The 19081-nt window shown below is 67.1% G+C and carries 19 protein-coding genes; 6 read left to right on the forward strand and 13 right to left on the reverse strand.

Annotated elements, in window-relative coordinates:
* The first annotated feature begins 34 nt into the window (after window positions 1–34).
* Window positions 35–907 carry a LysR substrate-binding domain-containing protein gene (locus tag WS64_RS30870; RefSeq protein ID WP_060968806.1) on the forward strand — a complete coding sequence of 291 codons (873 nt, stop codon included), beginning with the start codon at window positions 35–37 and terminating at the stop codon, window positions 905–907.
* Between the two features lie 21 nt (window positions 908–928).
* On the opposite strand, the gene WS64_RS30875 is transcribed toward WS64_RS30870, so the two are convergent.
* The 9 genes from WS64_RS30875 to sapR form a co-directional block, all read right to left on the reverse strand.
* Entirely contained in the window at window positions 929–1258 is a 330-nt protein-coding gene (locus WS64_RS30875; RefSeq protein WP_060968807.1) for a fimbrial protein, read from the reverse strand.
* Between the two features lie 364 nt (window positions 1259–1622).
* Entirely contained in the window at window positions 1623–1877 is a 255-nt protein-coding gene (locus tag WS64_RS30880; RefSeq protein WP_059639606.1) for a GlsB/YeaQ/YmgE family stress response membrane protein, read from the reverse strand.
* A 128-nt stretch (window positions 1878–2005) separates the two neighbouring features.
* Window positions 2006–2782, reverse strand: a complete 777-nt coding sequence (locus tag WS64_RS30885) for an ABC transporter ATP-binding protein (protein WP_060968808.1) — start codon at window positions 2780–2782, stop codon at window positions 2006–2008.
* Window positions 2779–3693: an ABC transporter ATP-binding protein gene (locus WS64_RS30890; protein ID WP_060968809.1), complete on the reverse strand. Its 915-nt coding sequence runs from the start codon at window positions 3691–3693 to the stop codon at window positions 2779–2781. Before WS64_RS30890 ends, WS64_RS30885 begins: the two co-directional genes overlap by 4 nt.
* Window position 3694: 1 nt before the next feature.
* Window positions 3695–4609, reverse strand: a complete 915-nt coding sequence (gene nikC / locus WS64_RS30895; RefSeq protein ID WP_060968810.1) for a nickel transporter permease — start codon at window positions 4607–4609, stop codon at window positions 3695–3697.
* A 66-nt stretch (window positions 4610–4675) separates the two neighbouring features.
* Window positions 4676–5746 carry an ABC transporter permease gene (locus tag WS64_RS30900; protein WP_059584974.1) on the reverse strand — a complete coding sequence of 357 codons (1071 nt, stop codon included), beginning with the start codon at window positions 5744–5746 and terminating at the stop codon, window positions 4676–4678.
* 10 nt (window positions 5747–5756) lie between these two features.
* Window positions 5757–7358, reverse strand: coding sequence for an ABC transporter substrate-binding protein (locus WS64_RS30905; RefSeq protein ID WP_060968811.1), 1602 nt, complete (start codon window positions 7356–7358; stop codon window positions 5757–5759).
* Between the two features lie 70 nt (window positions 7359–7428).
* Complete coding sequence (gene ddpX / locus WS64_RS30910; protein ID WP_060968812.1) at window positions 7429–7992, reverse strand: D-alanyl-D-alanine dipeptidase; 564 nt, start codon at window positions 7990–7992, stop codon at window positions 7429–7431.
* Window positions 7993–8009: 17 nt separating this feature from the next.
* Window positions 8010–8897, reverse strand: a complete 888-nt coding sequence (gene sapR / locus WS64_RS30915) for a sap1 transcriptional regulator SapR (protein WP_059584977.1) — start codon at window positions 8895–8897, stop codon at window positions 8010–8012.
* Between the two features lie 255 nt (window positions 8898–9152).
* Here sapR and WS64_RS30920 point away from each other — a divergent pair, with 255 nt between their 5' ends.
* The 4 genes from WS64_RS30920 (at window position 9153) to WS64_RS30935 (ending at window position 13739) form a co-directional block, all read left to right on the forward strand.
* Window positions 9153–9401, forward strand: coding sequence for an XRE family transcriptional regulator (locus WS64_RS30920; RefSeq protein WP_059584978.1), 249 nt, complete (start codon window positions 9153–9155; stop codon window positions 9399–9401).
* A 3-nt stretch (window positions 9402–9404) separates the two neighbouring features.
* A complete protein-coding gene (locus tag WS64_RS30925) occupies window positions 9405–10739 on the forward strand; it encodes a type II toxin-antitoxin system HipA family toxin (protein ID WP_060968814.1) in 1335 nt (444 codons plus the stop codon).
* A 338-nt stretch (window positions 10740–11077) separates the two neighbouring features.
* Window positions 11078–12334 carry an oxalate decarboxylase family bicupin gene (locus tag WS64_RS30930; protein ID WP_060968815.1) on the forward strand — a complete coding sequence of 419 codons (1257 nt, stop codon included), beginning with the start codon at window positions 11078–11080 and terminating at the stop codon, window positions 12332–12334.
* 97 nt (window positions 12335–12431) lie between these two features.
* Window positions 12432–13739: an Nramp family divalent metal transporter gene (locus WS64_RS30935; RefSeq protein WP_060968816.1), complete on the forward strand. Its 1308-nt coding sequence runs from the start codon at window positions 12432–12434 to the stop codon at window positions 13737–13739.
* Window positions 13740–13850: 111 nt separating this feature from the next.
* Here WS64_RS30935 and WS64_RS30940 read toward each other — a convergent pair whose 3' ends face one another.
* From WS64_RS30940 to WS64_RS30950, 3 genes are all read right to left on the reverse strand, one after another.
* Window positions 13851–15440: an ABC transporter substrate-binding protein gene (locus tag WS64_RS30940; protein WP_060968817.1), complete on the reverse strand. Its 1590-nt coding sequence runs from the start codon at window positions 15438–15440 to the stop codon at window positions 13851–13853.
* A 126-nt stretch (window positions 15441–15566) separates the two neighbouring features.
* Entirely contained in the window at window positions 15567–15899 is a 333-nt protein-coding gene (locus WS64_RS30945) for a hypothetical protein (RefSeq protein ID WP_060968818.1), read from the reverse strand.
* Between the two features lie 282 nt (window positions 15900–16181).
* Complete coding sequence (locus WS64_RS30950) at window positions 16182–17741, reverse strand: DHA2 family efflux MFS transporter permease subunit (RefSeq protein WP_060968819.1); 1560 nt, start codon at window positions 17739–17741, stop codon at window positions 16182–16184.
* Between WS64_RS30950 and WS64_RS34765 the strand changes: the two genes are divergently transcribed.
* Entirely contained in the window at window positions 17740–18105 is a 366-nt protein-coding gene (locus WS64_RS34765) for a hypothetical protein (protein WP_155720519.1), read from the forward strand. The genes WS64_RS30950 and WS64_RS34765 overlap by 2 nt on opposite strands.
* Window positions 18106–18145: 40 nt before the next feature.
* On the opposite strand, the gene WS64_RS30955 is transcribed toward WS64_RS34765, so the two are convergent.
* The gene (locus WS64_RS30955) at window positions 18146–19048 is read right to left on the reverse strand and encodes a LysR family transcriptional regulator (RefSeq protein ID WP_060310833.1); all 903 of its coding nucleotides are present in this window, start codon (window positions 19046–19048) and stop codon (window positions 18146–18148) included.
* Window positions 19049–19081: the final 33 nt, after the last annotated feature.

Below are 19081 nucleotides of genomic sequence, written 5' to 3' on the forward strand. Positions count from 1 at the left end.
GCCCATCCGCGCCGTTTCCCGTTTCCCGTTCGCCATGCGCCGACTTCCGCCCCTGCACGCGCTGCAGATCTTCTCGACGGTGGCTCGCCACCGCAGCTTCACGCGCGCGGCCGAGCAGCTGTGCATCACGCAGGGCGCGGTGAGCCGGCAGATCCAGACGCTCGAGGCGCATTACGGTTTTCCGCTATTCAGGCGGCATGCGAAGGGCCTCACGCTGACGGCCGAGGGCGAGCAGTTGTTGCCGGTGGTCGACGAGAGCTTCGCGCGGATCGAGGACATCTCGATGAAGCTCACGCGGCAGCGCACCGATCTCGCGCTGAAGGTGCCGACCTGCGTGATCCGCTGGATGCTGCCGCGCATCATGCGTTTCCAGGGCGAACATCCCGATCTCCACGTGCAGATCACGACCGCGTGGCAGCACGTCGTCGATTTCTCGAGCGAACCGTTCGATGCGGCGATCGTCTACGGGGCCTCGCCCGGCCCGGGCGTCGTCGCGCTGCCGCTGTTCGACGAGCGGCTGACACCCGTTTGCGCGCCCGAGTTGCGGCAAGCGTCGCCGCTCGATGCGGTCGGCGATCTCGCGCGCCATACGCTGCTGCATCCGACGCGCGACCACCGCGACTGGCGCGCATGGCTCGACCATGCGGGCGAGCGTGGCGTCGATCCCGCGCGCGGGCCGACGTTCGACACGCTCGATCTCGCGACGAACGCGGCGATGCAGGGCTTCGGCGTCGCGATCGGCGACGTGACGCTCGTCGACGACGACGTCAGCGCGCGCCGGCTCGAACGGCCGTTCGACATCGTGCTCGAGACGGGCGCGCGCTACTTCTTCGTCTATCCCGAGAACCTCGGCGGCCAGCAGAAGATTCGCGCGTTCAGCGACTGGATCGCGCGCCATCGTGACTGACGCGCGGCGCCGCGGCGGGCTTTACTGGTAGGTCACGACGGCGATCATCGGCGCACGACTGTTGCCCGCGCGCTTCGGTAAAACGATTGCGCCCGAAGCTTCGGTAAAGGTCGTGGTCTTGACGGCCTGCTGGCTCGCCGCGTCGACGAACGCGATCTGCCCGGTCGCGGGCCGCGGGCAATCGGCGCGTATGCGGGCGGCGTTGGCCGTGTCGGGCGCGAACGAGCAGGGCGGCTCGACGATCATGCCGGTGAAGTGGATGATGCCGGATGCGCCTTCGGCAAAGGACGAGGAAGGCGCCAGAAGCGAGGTAGCCAATGCGAACGAGGCGGCGAACAGGCGATGCTTCATGACAGGCTCCAGAGAGGAAGCGCGTCGCAGCGAGGCCGCTCGAATGGCAGTCCGTCAACGCTGCGGTGCTGTATGCGTAAACGGCAACTTCATCGAACCTCTTGAGTGAGAAACCGGAAATAACGACGACGAGCAAACGACGCCGTGTTTCTTCAATCAATTTATCTCAAAATTGTGCGGCCGCAAGTCAGGGTATTGCCGATGACGTAAGCTCGGTGGACACCCGTCAATGGATGCGGGATTTGCAGGTAAATCGTTGAGGGCTCAACGAATCGGCAATCCTGAGAATGACGATTCGCCAAAAGAAAACGGCCGCTCGCGCGGGGCGAGCGGCCGTGTTGCGCTGGCGCGCGGCGGGCGGTGTTCAGCCCGCGCGCTTGCGGATCGCGCCGACGACCACGAGCAGCACGATCGCGCCGATGATCGACGCGATCCAGCCGGCGCCCTGGCCCGGCGCATACCAGCCGGCCGCGCGGCCGATGTAGCCTGCGACGAGTGAGCCCACGACGCCGAGCACGATGGTCATCAGGATACCCATCTTGTCGTCGCCCGGCTTGAACGCGCGGGCGAGGAGGCCGACGATGAGCCCGACGACCAGGGTTTCGATGAATTGCAGCATGGATGCCCCCTGTTGCTGTTGAGTTGTTGACGAAAGGAAATGGACTCGCCTGGCGCACCGGGGTTCCCTGCGACGGCGAACCCGTGCGCGGCGTGCCGAGTATCGCATGCCGGCGCGTCGTGCGGATGTCAGGCGGTCGGCACACCGGCCGCCGGATCGAGCCGTCGATAGCCTTCGGTCGCGTTGAGCAGCGTGCGCGTGTAGTCGCGTGCGACCTGCCCGGCGCGCACGTCCTCGACCCGCAATTGCTCGACGATCTCGCCGTGCTGCATCACCGCGACGCGCTGGCACAGGAAGCCGATCACCGCGAGGTTGTGGCTGACGAGAATCATCGTCAGGTTGCGCTCGCGATGCAGGCGGCGCAGCAGGTTGAGGATCTCGGCCTGCACCGATACGTCGAGCGCGGACGTCGGCTCGTCGAGCAGCAGCACGCGCGGCTCGACGATCAGCGCACGCGCGATCGCCACGCGCTGCCGCTGGCCGCCCGACAACTGGTGCGGATAGCGGAAGCGGAACGCGGGACCGAGGCCGACCTCGGCGAGCGCGCGGGCGATCCGCGCATCGGGGTCGTCGATCGCATGGATCGACAGCGGCTCGCGCAGTGTCTGATCGACGGTGAAGCGTGGATGCAGCGACGCGTACGGGTCCTGGAACACCATCTGCACGCGGCGGCGGAACGCGCGATCGGGCGTGCCGCCCACCGGGCGGCCGTCGATCGACAGGCTGCCGGACGCGAGCGGCACGAGGCCCGTCAGCGCACGCAGCAGCGTCGACTTGCCGGAACCCGATTCGCCGACCAGCCCGAACACTTCGCCGTCGCGCACCGCGAAGCTCGCGTCGCGCACGGCGTCGACGTGACCCGTGCGGGTCGGGAAACGGATCGATGCGTGATCGACGTCGATCATCGTGCGGGCTCCTGTCGGTTGGCGGGCGCGAAGGCGGGCGGTGCGGAATCGAGCCACGCCGGATCGCGCCGCAGCACGGGCAGTTCGTCGGGCGGGTTCGCGAGCGGCGGGTTGGCCGCGAGCAGGCCGCGCGTATAGGGATGCGAAGCGTCGCGCAGGTCGCGCGCGGCGCAGGTTTCGACCACGCGGCCCGCATACATCACCGCGACGCGATCGCAGAACGACATCACGAGCGGCAGGTCGTGACTGATGAACATCAGGCCCGTGCCGTGGCGCGCGATCATCGCGTCGAGCACCGCGAGCACCTGCATCGACACCGCGACGTCGAGCGCGGACGTCGGCTCGTCGGCGATCAAGAGGCGCGGGCCGGTCGACACCATCATCGCGATCATCACGCGCTGGCCCATGCCGCCCGACAGCTCGTGCGGATACGCATCGGCGACGCGCGCCGGATCGCGGATCTGCACGGCCGCGAGCGCCTCGACGATCCGTTCGCGCAGCGCGCGGCCGCGCAAGCCGGGCTCGTGCAGGCGGAACGCTTCGCCCATCTGCTTCGCGACCGTCATCACCGGGTTCAGCGAATATTTCGGGTCCTGCAGGATCATCCCCATCTGGCTGCCGCACAGCCGCCGGCGCTCGCGCGGCGACATCGCGAGCAGGTCGTGCCCCGCGAAGCGCATCGTGCGCGCCGAAAAGCGCGCGGCGTCGGGCAGCAGGCCGAGCAGCGCGCGGCCCGTCAGCGACTTGCCGGAGCCCGATTCGCCGACGATGCCGAGCCGTTCGCCGGGCGCGAGGGTCAGCGACAGGTCGCGCACGGCGTCGGTCACGCTGCCGTCGTGCCCGCGAAAGCCGATCTTCAGCCCGTCGATCTCGCAGAGCGGCGCCGGCGCGGTAGTGGAATTCATCGGCATGTCACGCTCCATGACGGGGATCGAAGACGTCGCGCAGCCCGTCGCCGAGCAGGTTGAACGCGAGGCTCACGAGCAGGATCGCGATGCCGGGCAGCGTCGCGACCCACCACGCGTCGAGCAGCACGTTGCGGCCCGACGCGACCATGAAACCCCACTCTGGGCTCGGCGGCTGCGCGCCGAGGCCGAGAAAGCCGAGGCCCGCGACGGTCAGGATGATGCCGGCCATGTCGAGCGTCGCGCGCACGATCACCGACGACATGCACAGCGGCATGATGTAGCGCAGCAGGATGCGCGGGCCCGACGCGCCTTGCAGCCGCGCGGCATGGATGTAGTCGGCTTGCGCGATGCGGATCGTCTCCGCGCGCGCGAGCCGCGCATACGCGGGCCACGCGGTGATCGAGATCGCGACCACGGCGTTGATCACGCCGGGGCCGAGCGCGGCCGCGAACGCGAGCGCGAGCACGATCTTCGGGAACGCGAGCGCGATGTCGGTGATGCGCATCAGCACGCTGTCGACGAAGCCGCCGCAATAGCCGGCCGTCGTGCCGATCAGGAGGCCGATCGGCACGACGATCGCGACGACGAGCAGCGCGATGCCGAGCGTCAGGCGCGACCCGGCGATCAGCCGAGAGAGGATGTCGCGGCCGAGCTGGTCGGTGCCGAACCAGTGCGACGGCGAGCCGGGCGGCAGCAGCCGGTCGGACAGCACCTGGCGCAGCGGATCGTGCGGCATGATCAGCGGGCCGACGATCGCGACGACGATCAGCGCAAGCAGGATCGCCAGCCCGAACAGGTTGAGCGGATTCGTGGCGAACCGGCGCCAGCGCCGGTACGCGAGGCCGAACGCGGCCTGCGAGCGCGACGCGGGCGCATCGGAAAGCAGCCACGCGCGCAGGGTGAGACGCTCGGCATTCATGGTCGGGTCGCCTTCGGCATGGGGGGAGCAACAAGCAGGATGGAAACGGTCATGTCGAAGCGGCCCTCAGCGCGCACGCGGATCGAACACGCGGTACAGCGCGTCGGTCAGCAGGTTGACGGTGATGAACATCGCGCCGATCACGAGCGTCGCGCCGAGCACCGCGTTCATGTCGGCGTTCAGCAGCGCGCCGGTCAGGTACGAGCCGAGCCCCGGCCACGCGAACACGATCTCGGTCAGCACCGAGCCTTCGAGCAGGTTGCTGTACGTGAGCGCGATCACGGTGAGCAACGGCACCATGATGTTGCCGAACGCGTGCCGCCAGATCACGCGGCGCTCGGACAGGCCCTTCGCGCGCGCGGTGACGATGTATTCCTGGCTCAGCTGGTCGAGCATGAACGAGCGCGTCATGCGGCTCAGATACGCGACCGAGTAGTAGCCGAGGATCGCGGCCGGCAGCGCGATGTGCGATACCGCGTTGCGGAACACGTCCCACTCGCCCGCGAGCGCCGCATCCAGCAGCAGGCTGCCGGTGCGCGGATCGACCATGCCGTCGTACACCGGGTCGAGCCGGCCGGGGCCGCCGACCCAGTGCAGCCGCGCATAGAACAGCAGCAGCCCCATCAACCCGAGCCAGAACACCGGCACGGAATTGCCGATCAGCCCGACGAAGCGCGCGACGTGATCGATCGGCCGGTTGTGCTTCACCGCGGCCGCGACGCCGAGCGGCACGCCGATCGCGATGCCGATCAGCGTCGCGATCGTCGCCAGTTCGAGCGTGGCCGGAAACACGCGCCGGATATCGTCGAGCACCGGGTTCGCGGTCAGCAGCGACACGCCGAGATTGCCGTGCAGCACGTCGCGCGCGTAGATCAGGAATTGCGTGGCGAGCGGCTTGTCGAGCCCGAGCGCGATGCGCTCGGCCGCGTACGCTTCGGCCGACGCGCGATCGCCGAGGATCGCGAGCACAGGGTCGATCGGCACCTTGCGGCCGATCACGAACGTCAGCGCGAGCAGCCCCGCGAACGTGACGGCGAGCGTGATCGCCCAGCGCAGCACGCGCAGCGCCCAGCGTACGGCCGGGCGCCGCGCAGGCAGCGTGCGCAGCGCTTCGAGGGAGGAGGCGGGAGTCGACATGCGGCGAATCTTATTGCTTCTTCAGGTTGCGGTACGACACGAGATCGTTGATCGGCCCGACTTCGAGCCCGCTCACGCCGGGCCGCGTCGCGACCTGCGCGACTTTCTCGAACATGATCACGAACGGCGAGCGCGCGAGCACTTCCTTCTGCATCGTCTGGTAAAGCTGCGCGCGTTTCGCGGCGGCCGGTTCGGCCAGCGCGGCGTCGGTTTGCTTCGTCAGTTGCGGGATGTCCCAGCTGTTGCGCCAGGCCAGCATTTTATAGCTCGACTTGTCGGCGTTGTCCGGATTCCACGCGAAACCCTGCGCGTTGCTGTGCGGATCGATGTAGTCGGCCGACCATTCGCCGATGTAGATGTCGTGCTGGCGCGCGCGGTATTTCGCGAGCGTCTGCTTGTTGTCGCCGGGGATCAACTGCACCTTGATGCCGGCCTGCGCGAAGTTCGCCTGCACGGCCTGTGCGATCTCCGTGTACGGATAGTCGTTGCGCACGTCCATCGTCACCGAAAAGCCGTTCGGCACGCCGGCCTTCGCGAGCAGCGCCTTCGCCTTCGCGACGTCGAGCTTGTACGGGTTCGCGTTCAGCGTGCCGAGGAAGCCTTCGGGCAGGAAGGTCTGGTGAACCTTGTAGGTCGTCTTCACGACGTTGCCCTGGATGCCCGCGTAGTCGACGAGCCATTTCAGCGCTTCCTGCACGTCGGGTTTCGCGAGCGTCGGGTTCTTCGTGTTCAGGCCGAGATACAGCAGCGTCGCCTGCGGCGATGCCGCCACCTTCGCCTTGCCCGACTTCACGACCGACGCCAGATCGTCGGGGCTCAGGTCGCGCGCCGCGTCGACGTCGCCGTTTTCCAGCAGCAGGCGCTGGCTTGCCGCCTCGGGCACGTGGCGCAGCACGATGCGCTTCATCGCGAGCGGCAGCCGGTAGCCGTCGAAGCGTTGCAGCACGAGGCTGTCGCCGGCCGTCCACTTGACGAGCCTGTATGCGCCGGAGCCGGCTTCGTTGGTCTTCAGCCACGCGTTGCCGAAGTCGTTGCCTTGCTGGTGCGACAGCAGCAGCTTCCGGTCGAGCACCGACGCGGGCCACGAGCCGAGCACGTTCAGCACGAAGGTCGGCGCGTACTTGCGGTCGGTCGTGACCGACACCGTCGCGTCGTCGAGCTTCTTCACGTTCGCGACGACGTTCGCCTTCGTGAGGCCGATGCCGGTCAGCACGGCGGCCGGACCCTTGTCGAGCAGCACCGCGCGCTGGATCGACCACGCGACGTCGTCGGCCGTCAGCGGGTTGCCCGAGTGGAACTTCAGGCCGGTACGCAGCTTGAACGTGTAGGTCAGGCCGTCGGGGCTCACCGTCCACGATTGCGCGACGTCGCCGTTGAATTTCGACGGATCGCGCAGGTCGACGCGCACGAGTCGGTCGTACGTGTTCGCGACGTATTCCTCCGGCACCAGTTCGTAGATTTCGCCCGGGTCGAGCGTCGTGAATTCGTCGAGCAGCGTGGCCATCACGAACATGTCCTTCGGCGTTTCCGCGTGGGCGGCGGCAAGCGGAACGGCGGCGAATACGGACGCGGCGGCCAGCGCCGCGACGAGCCGGGAGGTCGGGAATTTCATGGGCGCTTCTCCATCTGTCGTTTGAGTCGTTGAACGTGAACGTGCATGAAAAAGGGGGCGTGCGCTGCCGCTACATCAGGCGCCACGGGCCGCTCGCCGCATTGTCGATCTGCGGCAACGCGTGCGAGCCGGGCAGTTCGTAGTGCCACCATTCGCTGTCGATGTGCGCGAAGCCGGCCGCGTGCATCACGCCGAGCAGCAGCAGCCGGTTGCGTTGCACGTGTTCGGGCAATCCCGCGTGAAAATGACCCGACGCGGCGACCATCTCGTCGAAGCCCGTGCCCATGTCGAGCGGCTTGCCGTCCGCGCCGACGAGCGTCAGGTCGAGCGCGGTGCCGCGGCTGTGATTCGAGCCGCGCCCGAGATCGGCGACGAAATTCGGATCGGGCAGGAAGTCCCACAGCACCTGCTGCGCCTGCGGCGGCCGGTAGGCGTCGTAGATGCGCAGCGTGAAGCCGGCCTGCGCGGCGACGTCGACCGCGCGGCGCAATGCGGCTTCGGCCGGCGCCAGCAGCAGGCAGTGCGCGCGGCGGTAGATCGGCTTGCCGGTCAGGTTGCGGTCGGTCGCATAGACGAGATCGATGTCGACGCGATGCGTGGCGGGCGTGATTTCGACGAGGCGGTGATCGTTCATCGGCGGGGCGGCTTCGCTCAGGATTCGAATTGGTCGAACGTGCGCTGCAGTTCGCGGTTGCGCGCGACGCGCCGGTCGATCGCGGGGCCGAGGCGGTCGACCACGGCCGTGATCAGCAGGTTGAACAGGCAGGTGAGCGGTGCGAGCGAATCCCAGAACTGACCGACGTCGGTTTTCACCTGCAGCAGATCCGCCGGCCATTCGCGCGCCCACGGGCAATACAGATCGGTGACCAGCGCGAACGGCTGCCCGCGCTCGGCGGCCGCCTGGCAATAGCGGCGCGCGCTGCGCGAATACGCGCGCGTGTCGGTGACGATGCAGTACGGCCGTTCGAACTCGGAATTCAGCGAATCGACGTACGAACCCGACTGGCCGTCGGAATAGAACACGCGCGGGCGCAGGTATTCGAGGTAGCTGCTGAATGCGTTGCTGATGCCGCGCGTCGACTGGATGCCGAGGATGAACACGGCGTCGGCATGCGCGATCCGGTCGGCCACCTGCGCGAACACCGGGCCTTCGGCCAGGCGGTACACGTGGCGGATCGCGTCGAGCTCGCGCTCGAGCGACGACGCGAGCGTGCTGCCATTGCTGTTGCTGTCGCGCTCGCCGGCGGTCGTTTGCGTGGCGCTGGCGCGGCGGTACTCGTCGAGCCGGTCGGTGATCATCCACGGGCGATCGCCGCCGCCGCGCAGTTCGCGTTTCAGGTCGTCGAGATTGCGGTAGCCGACGCTGCGCAGGAAACGCCCGACCGAAATGCCGCTGGTGCCGGCTTGCTGCGCGATCTGGTCGGCGGTCTCGAGGCCGAGCCGATCGAGGTTCGCGAGCATGTAGCTCGCGATGCGCTTGGCGGTCGGCGTCAGCTCGGCATAGCGGGACTCGACGGTATGGGCGAACGCGCAGGTCATCGGCTGTTAGATCGTTGTCATTTGATGATTCGATGTCATCTATCTGACAAAACCAAAATCATTGGCGCCAGCGAATAAAAACTATGGCTGGCTCACGATGATAGGGGCGGAGAAACACCCGATGAGCGGAGACGGGTGGCCCGCATGACGGATTATTGCTGATAGACATATTACGCGTTTATGCCTGACAGGAATAATTTGCGTTTATTTCTCACAGAGATATACTGCATGGATCGTATACCGAGCCCATGCCCCGTGAATCTCATCGTCAATACCCCCGTGCAACTGGCTGAAATCCTGTCGTCCGCACGTCAGGCCAAGGGGCTGACGCAAGCCGAAGCGGCGGCGCGCATCGGCGTCGGCCAGTCGCGCCTGTCGTCGCTCGAAACCACTCGCACCGAAAGCCTGTCGCTCAGGCAGTTGCTCGAATTGACCGCGCTGTACGGTCTCGAACTCAGCATCCGCACGAAGGACGGGCGCGACGCTGCCAACGTCGACTGGTAATCGATGGGACGCAAATCGCACGGCCGCGCGCTATCGATCTGGGCCAACGGCGTGCGGGTGGGAATCTGGCGGATTCCCGCGCGCGGCGACATGGAACTGCTGTACGACGCCGGATGGAAACAGTCGGACGCCGGCCGCCCGCTGTCGCTGTCGCTGCCGTTCGGCGTCGGCGATGCGCCGTTGCGCGGCGCGCGCGTCAATCACTACTTCGACAATCTGCTGCCGGACAGCGATGCAATTCGTCGGCGGCTTGCATCGCGGTTCGGCACGGCGACGATCGAGCCGTTCGATCTGCTCGCCGCGCTCGGCCGGGACTGCGTCGGCGCGGTGCAGTTGCTCGGCGAGGATGAAACCCCGGCAGGCCATGACCGGATCGACGGCACGCCGTTGTCCGACGACGAGGTGGCGCGCGTGCTCGATCAGGCGAGCGGGGCGGCGGGCGGTGCGCAGGACGACGACGATTTCCGCCTGTCGCTGGCCGGCGCGCAGGAAAAGACCGCGCTGCTGTTTCACGACGGGCGATGGATGCGTCCGCATGGCGCGACCCCGACGACGCATATTCTGAAGTTGCCGCTCGGGCTGGTCGGCAACAAGCGTGCGGATCTGACGACATCCGTCGAAAACGAATGGCTGTGCCTCGCGATCCTGCGTGCGTTCGGCCTGCCGACGGCGGAGGCCGACATCGTGCGTTTCGGCGCACACAAGGTGCTGTCGGTCACGCGCTTCGATCGCGCGCTGCATCGTGACGGCGGCTGGCTGTTGCGCTTGCCGCAAGAAGATTTCTGTCAGGCGCTCGGCGTGCCGCCGCATCTGAAATACGAATCGCAGGGTGGCCCCGGGGTGCCCGATCTGGCCGGCATCCTGCGCCGGTCGGAAACGGCGCAGGCCGACCTCGACACGTTGTTCACCGCGTTGGTGGTGTTCTGGATGCTTGCCGCACCGGACGGGCATGCGAAGAACTTCAGTCTGCGCCTGCTGCCGGGCGGCCGCTTCCGTCTGACGCCGCTCTACGACGTGATGTCGATCTGGCCGGTCGAGGGAGATGGCGCGAACCAGTGGTCGTGGCACAAGGCGAAGCTCGCGATGGCGGTGCACGGCAAGCGCAAGCACTACGCGATGCGCGATATCACGCGCCGGCACTTCACTGCGATGGCGAAGCATTGCCTGCTTGGCGATATCGCGACACCGATCGTCGAACGGCTCGTCGCGATGACGCCGCACGTGATCGAATCGGTCGGCGCGACGTTGCCGGCCGGATTTCCGGCGAGGATCGCCGAACGCATTCTCGGCGGATTGCGCTTCGCCGCGCAACGACTCGCCGACATGCCGCGGGAGTGACCCGCCCCGGTTCCGCTCCGGGCCGGTGAAAGCCGGCGCATCCGCATTTTTCCGTTCCGGTTTGCGCGCCAGGAAACCCGAATCGATGGCATCGGGCGGAAATCGCGCGGCGCGCATATCGAGCACAGCTGCCGCCATTTACAGTGCCTGCTGCATCGCAATAATTACAAAATTAAAGTCGATCAGTTTAACTCATCAATCAAGATTAATAATTCATTTAATTTTTAGATGGTTTTGTATTTAACTTGCGTCACGGGATGTTTGATTTTCGGTAATTCGAAAAAGCGGCAAGTATTCCGTAATGGAAATTCTCTCGATTGCACGAATAAGAGGAAATCATGACGAATCTTTCTCGACGCAAGATGTTGACGAGCACGGCCGGCGCGATTGCCGCCGCGGGCATCGCGGTAACCGCGAAGGCCGCCTCGTTCGGTAATCCGGACAGCCCGCCGGAAGGCGCGGTGAATGTGCGCAACCGCCAGAGCCTGACCGATCCCGGGCCTAAAAATCCGGCCATCGCCAATCAATTCCCGTCTTTTCAGGATCCGCCGGCTACCGATATCAACGGGATGCCGTTATTCTGGGCGTCTTTCAATAATGCGCATAAACGCATTCAAAATGGCGGATGGGCGCGCGAAGTCACGCAGGACGATTTCGCGATTTCCGAAACCATTTCCGGCGTCAACATGCGCCTGACGCGCGGCGGCATTCGCGAGATGCATTGGCACCAGCAGGCCGAGTGGGCGATCATGCTCGACGGCCGCTGCCGGATCACGGTGCTGGACGAACTCGGGCGCCCGTCGGTGCAGGACGTCAAGACCGGCGACCTCTGGTATTTCCCGCCCGGCCTGCCGCATTCGCTGCAGGGCATCGGCAGCGACGGCGCCGAATTCTTGCTCGCATTCGATAACGGCCGCGCATCGGAATTCAACACGCTGTTGCTGACCGACTGGATCGCGCATACGCCGCCCGACGTGCTCGCGCTGAACTTCGGCGTGCCGGCCGATGCGTTCCGGAACGTGCCGCTCGACAACCTGTGGATCTTCCAGGGCGACGAACCGGGCCCGCTCGCGGACGCGCAGCGTGCGTCGGCCGCGTCGGCCGGCGCGCCGCCGCATCCGTTCGTCTTTTCGCTCGGCGACATGAAACCGGTCAGGAAGACGCGCGGCGGCGAGGTGCGGATCGCGGACAGCACCAACTTCAACGTGTCCACGACCGTCGCGGCGGCGCTCGTCACCGTGCACCCGGGCGGCATGCGCGAGTTGCACTGGCACCCGAACGCCGACGAATGGCAGTACTACCTGCAAGGCGAGGCGCGGATGACCGTGTTCGACACGGGGCCGAAGGCGCAGACGGCCGACTTCCGCGCGGGCGACGTCGGCTACGTGAAGAAGAGCCTCGGGCACTACGTGCAGAACACCGGCAAGACCGACCTCGTATTCCTCGAGATCTTCAAGACCGACCGCTATGCGGAGGTGTCGCTGTCCGACTGGCTCGCGCACACGCCGCCGAAGCTCGTCGAAGCGCACCTGAACATCGCGCCCGACGTGATCGCACGGTTTCCGCGCAACCGTCCCGACGTCGTGCCGCTGTGACGCCGCCGGCGTCCTGCCATGGCCGGCACGCGGCATGCCGGTTGTGGCGGGGCGCGATCCCTGAGTCAGCCGTCCTCATTCGAACGGAACACTTGCCATGATTCCCGTCCCGAGCAAACCTGCCGGCGGCTTTGCGCTGCCGGGCCTGTCCACCGAGCATACAGACGGCGCGGCGCGTGCCGCGCTGGAAGGGCGCCGCACCGGCGTCGCCGCGTTGCTGCCGTTCGTCGGCCCGGCCGTGATCGCATCCATCGGCTACATGGATCCCGGCAACTTCGCGACCAACATCCAGGCCGGCGCCGCGTACGGATACCGGCTGCTGTGGGTCGTACTGGCCGCGAACGCGATCGCGATGCTGTTCCAGGCGATGTCGGCGAAGCTCGGCATCGTGACCGGCCGCAATCTCGCCGAGCTGTGCCGCGACCGCTTTCCCGCGCCGGTCGTGTGGGGCATGTGGGTGGCGTCGGAGATCGCAGCGATGGCGACCGATCTCGCCGAATTCCTCGGCGGCGCGCTCGCGTTCGGGTTGTTGTGTCACCTGTCGCTGTTCGCGGGGATGATCGCGACCGCGTTCGCGACCTGCGCGATCCTCGCGCTCGAAAAACGCGGCTTCCGGCCGCTGGAGGCGGCGATCGCCGCATTGGTCGGAGTGATCGGCGCGTGCTATCTCGGCGAACTGCTGATCGCGCCGCAGGACTGGCATGCGGCCGCGTTCCATCTGGTGGTCCCGCAGATTCCGGATCATGCGGCGCTGACGATCGCGGTCGGCATCATCGGCGCGACGATCATGCCGCACACGCTGTATCTGCATTCGGGCCTCACGCAGGATCGCACCGCGCCGCGCGACGACGCCGAGCGGCGGCGGCTCGTGCGTTTTTCGAACCGCGAGGTCGTGGTCGCGCTCGGGCTCGCCGGGTTCGTGAATCTCGCGATGGTGATGATGGCGTCGTCCGCGTTTCATGCGGCCGCGCCGGGCATGACCGACATCGGCGACGCCTATCACACGCTGATCCCGGTGCTCGGGCCGGCGGCCGGCGCGCTGTTTCTCGTCGCGTTGCTGACGTCGGGCGTGTCGAGCTCGGTGGTCGGCACGATGGCGGGGCAGGTCGTGATGCAGGGCTTCATCCACCGCCGGATGTCGATCTGGGTGCGGCGCGCGGTGACGATCGCGCCCGCGTTCGTGGTGGTGGCATTGGGCTGCGACGTCACGCGCGCGATGGTGGCGAGCCAGGTCGTGTTGAGCTTCGTGCTGCCGATGCCGATGATCGCGCTGCTGCTGCTGTCGGCGCGCACGGATGTGATGGGCGCTTACGCGATGCGGATGCCGCTGCGGATCGTCGCCGGCGCGGCGACGGTCGTGATCGTCGGGCTGAATGCATACCTGGCGTGGGCGGCATTCAATTGAACGGGTGCGGGCGGCCGCCTGCTGCCGCATGTCCGGCGCCCCGCGCGGCCGCCGGATCGCGTGGCACTGCCGGCCGCCGACGCGCGTCGCGGCCAGCGCGGGCGGCCGCGATTACTTCGCGAGCGTGCGGTACGACACGAGGTCGTTGATCGGCCCGATTTCGGGCCCGGTCGCGCCGGGGCGCGTGGCGACCTGCACGACCTTCTCGAACATGATGATGAACGGCGAGTTCGCGAGCACGGCCTTCTGCAGCGCCTCGTAACGCTGCGCGCGCTTCGCGGGCGACGGCTCGACGAGCGCGGCCTCGGTGTCCTTCGTCAGTTGCGGAATGTCCCAGCCGTTGCGCCATGCGAGCATCTTGGTCGGCGACTGGTCCGAGTTGTCCGGATTCCACGCGAAGCCGCGCGCGTTGCTGTTCGGGTCCATGTAGTCGGGCGACCATTCGCCGATGAAGATGTCGTGCTGGCGTGCGCGGTACTTGCCGATCGCCTGCTTCGCGTCGCCCGGGATCAGCTTCACGCGGATGCCCGCCTGCGCGAAGTTCGCCTGCAGCGCCTGCGCGATCTCGAGGTACGGATAGTCGTTCGGCATGTCCATCGTCACGTCGAAGCCGTTCGGCAAGCCGGCCTTCGCGAGCAGCGCCTTCGCCTTCGCGACGTCCTGCCGGTACGGCCGTGCGTTCAGCGTGCCGAGGAAGCCTTCGGGCAGGAAGGTCTGATGCACCTTGTAGGTCGTGCTGACGATGTTGCGCTGGATGCCGTCGTAATCGACGAGCCACTTCATCGCCTGCTGCACCTCGGGCTTCGCGAGGTTCGGGTTCTTCGTGTTCAGGCTCAGGTACAGCAGGGCGGACACCGGCCACGACGCGACCTTGATCTTGCCGGCCTTCGACAGTGCGGCGAGGCTGTCGGGGCTCAGGTTGCGCGCGGCGTCGGCGTCGCCGTTCTCCAGCAGCAGCCGTTGCGCGGAGGCTTCGGGCACGTGGCGCAGCACGACGCGCTTCATCGGGTACGGCGTGCGGTATTTGTCGAAACGCTGCAGCACGATGGTCTCGTTCGGCGTCCACTTGACGAGCTGGTACGGGCCCGAGCCCGCGTCGTTCGTGCGCAGCCAGCCGCTGCCGAGATCGTTGCCCTGCTGGTGCGACAGCAGCAGCTTCTTGTCGAAAACCGATGCCGGGCATGCGCTCAGCACGTTGAGCACGAAGCTCGGCGCGTACTTGCGGTCGGTTTCTAGCACGACGGTTTGCGGATCGACCACGCGTACCTTCTGCGTCACGTTCGCCTTCGTGAGGCCGAGATCGGCGAGCACGCCGGCGGGCCCCTTGTCGAGCAGGATGGTGCGCTGCAGCGACCACGCGACGTCGTCGGCGGTGATCGGGTTGCCGGAATGGAACGTGAGGCCGGGGCGCAGCTTGAACGTGTAGGTCACGCCGTCGGCGCCGACCGTCCACGATTGCGCGATCTGTCCGTCGAAGCGCGTCGGGTCCTTCAGGTCGACGCGCACCAGCCGCTCGTAGGTGTTCGCGACGTATTCGGACGGCACCAGCTCGTAGATCCCGCTCGGGTCGAGGGTCGTGAATTCGCCGAGCTGCGTGGCGACGACGAAGATGCCGGGCGGCGTGGCTGCCTGCGCCGGCAGCGCCGGAACAAGCGCGACGAGCGCGGCGCTGACGAACAGCCGGGACAGCAGGTGCTTCATGCGGGCTCCATCGAAAGGGAATCGTGGTGCGATTCTCTCATCGACGGGCACCCGGATGAAAATATTCGGCAGGTGCGCCGGGTGGCGCACAGCGGCGGGCCGGGCGAGCGCCCGGCGCCGGGGGCGTCAGATCGCGCAGCGCGCGATCGCGAAGCGCATCGCTTCCTCGGCCGGCTCGTTGCCGGAGCCGCGCACGACCTTGATCACCGAGCCGCTGCCCGACGGCGTCAGCGTGACGAAGTAGGAATTCGAGCCGACGGCGATGTCGGTCACGCCGTTGTGCTGCGATTGCTCGGTGCCCGACAGGCGGCTGTCGAGGCAGTTCGCGACCGCGTAGGCCGGACGTTGCGACGACACGTAGATCATCGGTGCGGCGCCCGAGTCGGCGGAGTCGGACGAGGGCGCGGAACCGCAGGCGGCGAGCAGCGCGGCGGGAAGGAGCAGCAGGAATCGTTTCATGGTCGGCGTCGGATGTCTCGTGTCGAGGCTGGGGCGCGGGGTGGCGAAACGCGAAGCTTCGCGACGAAACCGCCCGGAATCGGGCCGCTTTTGACGGACGACGAGACGGCAGGCGGCTGACGACGGAGTATACCCGCAGCATCCGACGCCGTTGGCGCGTTGAAACGATTCGATACAACACGGGCTCGCTGCCGCACGGGCGCCTGACGATGGTGCCGCCATGACGGGCGAGTCCCGCCGCCCTCGCGACGCAGGCGCTGCGTCCCGCGCAGCGAACGCCGATCAATGCGCGCCGGCCGCGGCCGCATCGGCATCGCCGCCGCCCGAGCGCACCGGTTTCGTGATCCAGATCAGCGGGATGATCGCGATGAAGATGACCGCCGACACGTAGAAGATGTCGTTCAATCCCATCACGGCCGCCTGCGAATCGACCGATGCATTGAAGAACGCGAGCGCCGAATCGGGGCTCAGGTGCAGCAGCGAACGGGTCGTGTCGAGCTGCTGCGTGAAGACCGGATTGGTGACGCTCGCCTGTTCGGTGAGCCGCACGTGATGCAGGATCGTGCGGTCGTTCCACGCATTGCTGATCAGCGACGTCCCCACCGCGCCGCAGAACGTGCGGCCGAAATTCGACAGGCCGGCCGCGGCCGGAATCTTCTCAGGCGGCAGCCCGGACAGGATGATCGACGTCAGCGGCACGAAGAACATCGCCATCGGAATGCCTTGCAGCAGCGTCGGCAGCACCAGATCCCAGCGCGACACGTCGGTGTAGAACGTCGTGCGCATCATGAACACGACCGCGAAGCCGACGAACGCAAGCGTCGCGATATAGCGCGGATCGGTGCGCGGCAGCAGACGCCCCATGACCGGCGTGAGCAGGATCGCGAACAGCCCGAGCGGCGCGGTGGCGAGCCCCGAATCGACCGCCCGGTAGCCGAGATAGCCCTGCATCCATTGCGGCAGCAGCACGAGCGTGCCGAAGAACATCCCGTACGCGACGGAGATCGCGATCGTGCCGCCCGCGAAGTTGCGCTGCGTGAAGAGCCGCAGGTCGACGATCGGGTTGGCCTCGTTCAGCTCCCACACGAGGAAGAACGCGAAGCCGATCAGCGCGACGATGCCCAGCGCGACGACGACGGGTGAATTGAACCAGTCGAGATCCTTGCCCTTGTCGAGCATGATCTGCAGCGACGCGACCCACAGCACGAGCAGGAGCAGGCCGACCGTATCGATCGGCAGGCGGCGCGTGGCCGATTCGCGATCGCGGAACACGAACCACGTGACGGCCGCCGCGAAGAAGCCGACCGGGATGTTGATGTAGAAGATCCACGACCAGTTGTAGTCGTAGGTGATCCAGCCGCCGAGCGACGGCCCGGCGATCGGGCCGACGAGCGCCGTCATCGACCACAGCGCGAGCGCGGTCGACGACTTCTGCCGCGGCCACGCGCCGAGCAGCAGCGCCTGCGACAGCGGCGCGAGCGGCCCCGCGACCGCGCCTTGCAGGATCCGCGCGGCGAGCAGCGTCGGCAGGTTCGGCGCGATCCCGCACAGCCACGACGCGAACACGAACAGCAGGATCGACGCGACGAACAGGCGTACCTGGCCGAAGCGCTGCGTGAGCCAGCCGGTCAGCGGAATCGATACCGCGTTCGCGGCCGCGAAGATCGTGATCACCCACGTGCCTTCATCGACGGACACGCCGAGGTCGCCCGAGATCGTCGGGATCGCGACGTTCGCGATCGACGAATCGAGAACGTTCATGAACATGGCGAGCGATACCGCGATCGTGCCGATCGCGAGCTTGCCGCCCGACAGCGGTGCCTGGGGTGACGGAGATGACATGGGGTTCCTGCGTGATGAAAGGGAGCCGGCCGTGCGCGCCAGCGGTCGCGCACGCGCGTGCGGCGCCGGCGCGGGCGAGCCGCGTTGCGGGCGGACACGCACGGCGTGCGAGCGGCCCGGCAAGCGGAGGGCCGTCCGCGCGCAGCGTGCGGTTCAGGCGTTCAAGCGGATCGGCGAAGCCGTGACGGGCTTCGGCAAGCAGGCAGGCCGGTCAGGAAGGCGCGACGCGCGTGACGCGTCGGCGGGCAGCGTTCACGTGGCTGCCGTAGCATGTGTGGTCGTTTTTCATCGCCACAGGCTAACGATGCGGCGAACGGCGATCAACGCCTGCGTGCTCATTAATTCCTTTCTTGCGCCGCAATAATGCAGCGGGCGCGCATCGATTGTCGGTCGTGCCGGGCTCGTTACGGTGCGGTCCGCCACGCGGTGAAGACTTCCGTCAGGAACTCGACGAATGCGCGCACCTTGCTGTCGAGCGTCGCGCGCTTCGGGTAGAGCGCGTGCAGTTCGACGTCGTCGGTGCGATGCCAGTCGGGCAGCACGATTTCGAGCTCGTTGTTCTCGATTCGCCGGGTGGTGAAGTGGGTCGAAATCAGCGCAATGCCGCCGCCGCTCGCGGCTTGGCGCAGCACCGTGACCGATTCGTTCGAGATCAGCACCGGCCGTACTGGTACTTCGGCCACGTCGCCGGCCGCGTTGGTGAGGCGCAGGGTCAGGCCGGGCGTGTCGCGGCCGACGAACAGGATGTCGTGACCGGCGAGATCCTGCGGCGTGTGCGGCCGGCCGGCGCGGTCGAGATAGTGCGGGCTTGCCGCGAACTTCGCGTGCGACCAGCCGAGCGAGCGCGCGACATAGCCTGAATCGTTCAGCACGCCGGTGCGCAGCGCGACGTCGAAGCCGTGTTCGACGAGGTCGAGCGCGCTGTTGTCGTAGATCAGCACGAGCTGGACCAGCGGGTAGCGCCGGCGAAACTCGGCGAGCGCCGGTTCCAGCTCGAACAGGCCGATCGCGTAGGGCACCAGCACGCGCAGCGTGCCTTCGGGTTCCGTGCGCAGCGCGCGCACCTGACGATCCGCGTCGAGCAGGATTTCCTCGGCGCGCAGGCAGCGTTCGTAATAGTCGCGCCCGGCTTCGGTGACGGACACGCGGCGCGTCGTGCGGTACAGCAACTGGACGCCGAGGTCGTCCTCGAGCTGCCTGATCTTGCGGCTCACGCGGCTGAGCGGCATGTCGAGTTGCGTGGCGGCGGCGGTGAAGCTGCCGCGTTCCACCACGCGCAGGAATATCCGGATGCTCTGGAGGTCCATGCGATTCGTTTCAGTGTTCGGGATGCGCGCATC

Source organism: Burkholderia anthina, assembly GCF_001547525.1.
Lineage (GTDB): Bacteria > Pseudomonadota > Gammaproteobacteria > Burkholderiales > Burkholderiaceae > Burkholderia > Burkholderia semiarida.

Coding starts and splice junctions, on each gene's coding strand:
- WS64_RS30900 (WP_059584974.1), bottom strand. CDS start 5,746: ATGTCGACTCCCGCCTCCTCCCTCGAAGCGCTGCGCACGCTGCCTGCG.
- WS64_RS30940 (WP_060968817.1), bottom strand. CDS start 15,440: ATGAAGCACCTGCTGTCCCGGCTGTTCGTCAGCGCCGCGCTCGTCGCG.
- WS64_RS30880 (WP_059639606.1), bottom strand. CDS start 1,877: ATGCTGCAATTCATCGAAACCCTGGTCGTCGGGCTCATCGTCGGCCTC.
- WS64_RS30930 (WP_060968815.1), top strand. CDS start 11,078: ATGACGAATCTTTCTCGACGCAAGATGTTGACGAGCACGGCCGGCGCG.
- WS64_RS30950 (WP_060968819.1), bottom strand. CDS start 17,741: ATGTCATCTCCGTCACCCCAGGCACCGCTGTCGGGCGGCAAGCTCGCG.
- WS64_RS30870 (WP_060968806.1), top strand. CDS start 35: ATGCGCCGACTTCCGCCCCTGCACGCGCTGCAGATCTTCTCGACGGTG.
- WS64_RS30945 (WP_060968818.1), bottom strand. CDS start 15,899: ATGAAACGATTCCTGCTGCTCCTTCCCGCCGCGCTGCTCGCCGCCTGC.
- WS64_RS30890 (WP_060968809.1), bottom strand. CDS start 3,693: ATGCCGATGAATTCCACTACCGCGCCGGCGCCGCTCTGCGAGATCGAC.
- ddpX (WP_060968812.1), bottom strand. CDS start 7,992: ATGAACGATCACCGCCTCGTCGAAATCACGCCCGCCACGCATCGCGTC.
- WS64_RS30925 (WP_060968814.1), top strand. CDS start 9,405: ATGGGACGCAAATCGCACGGCCGCGCGCTATCGATCTGGGCCAACGGC.
- WS64_RS30935 (WP_060968816.1), top strand. CDS start 12,432: ATGATTCCCGTCCCGAGCAAACCTGCCGGCGGCTTTGCGCTGCCGGGC.
- WS64_RS30905 (WP_060968811.1), bottom strand. CDS start 7,358: ATGAAATTCCCGACCTCCCGGCTCGTCGCGGCGCTGGCCGCCGCGTCC.
- WS64_RS30955 (WP_060310833.1), bottom strand. CDS start 19,048: ATGGACCTCCAGAGCATCCGGATATTCCTGCGCGTGGTGGAACGCGGC.
- sapR (WP_059584977.1), bottom strand. CDS start 8,897: ATGACCTGCGCGTTCGCCCATACCGTCGAGTCCCGCTATGCCGAGCTG.
- nikC (WP_060968810.1), bottom strand. CDS start 4,609: ATGAATGCCGAGCGTCTCACCCTGCGCGCGTGGCTGCTTTCCGATGCG.
- WS64_RS30875 (WP_060968807.1), bottom strand. CDS start 1,258: ATGAAGCATCGCCTGTTCGCCGCCTCGTTCGCATTGGCTACCTCGCTT.
- WS64_RS34765 (WP_155720519.1), top strand. CDS start 17,740: ATGGGGTTCCTGCGTGATGAAAGGGAGCCGGCCGTGCGCGCCAGCGGT.
- WS64_RS30885 (WP_060968808.1), bottom strand. CDS start 2,782: ATGATCGACGTCGATCACGCATCGATCCGTTTCCCGACCCGCACGGGT.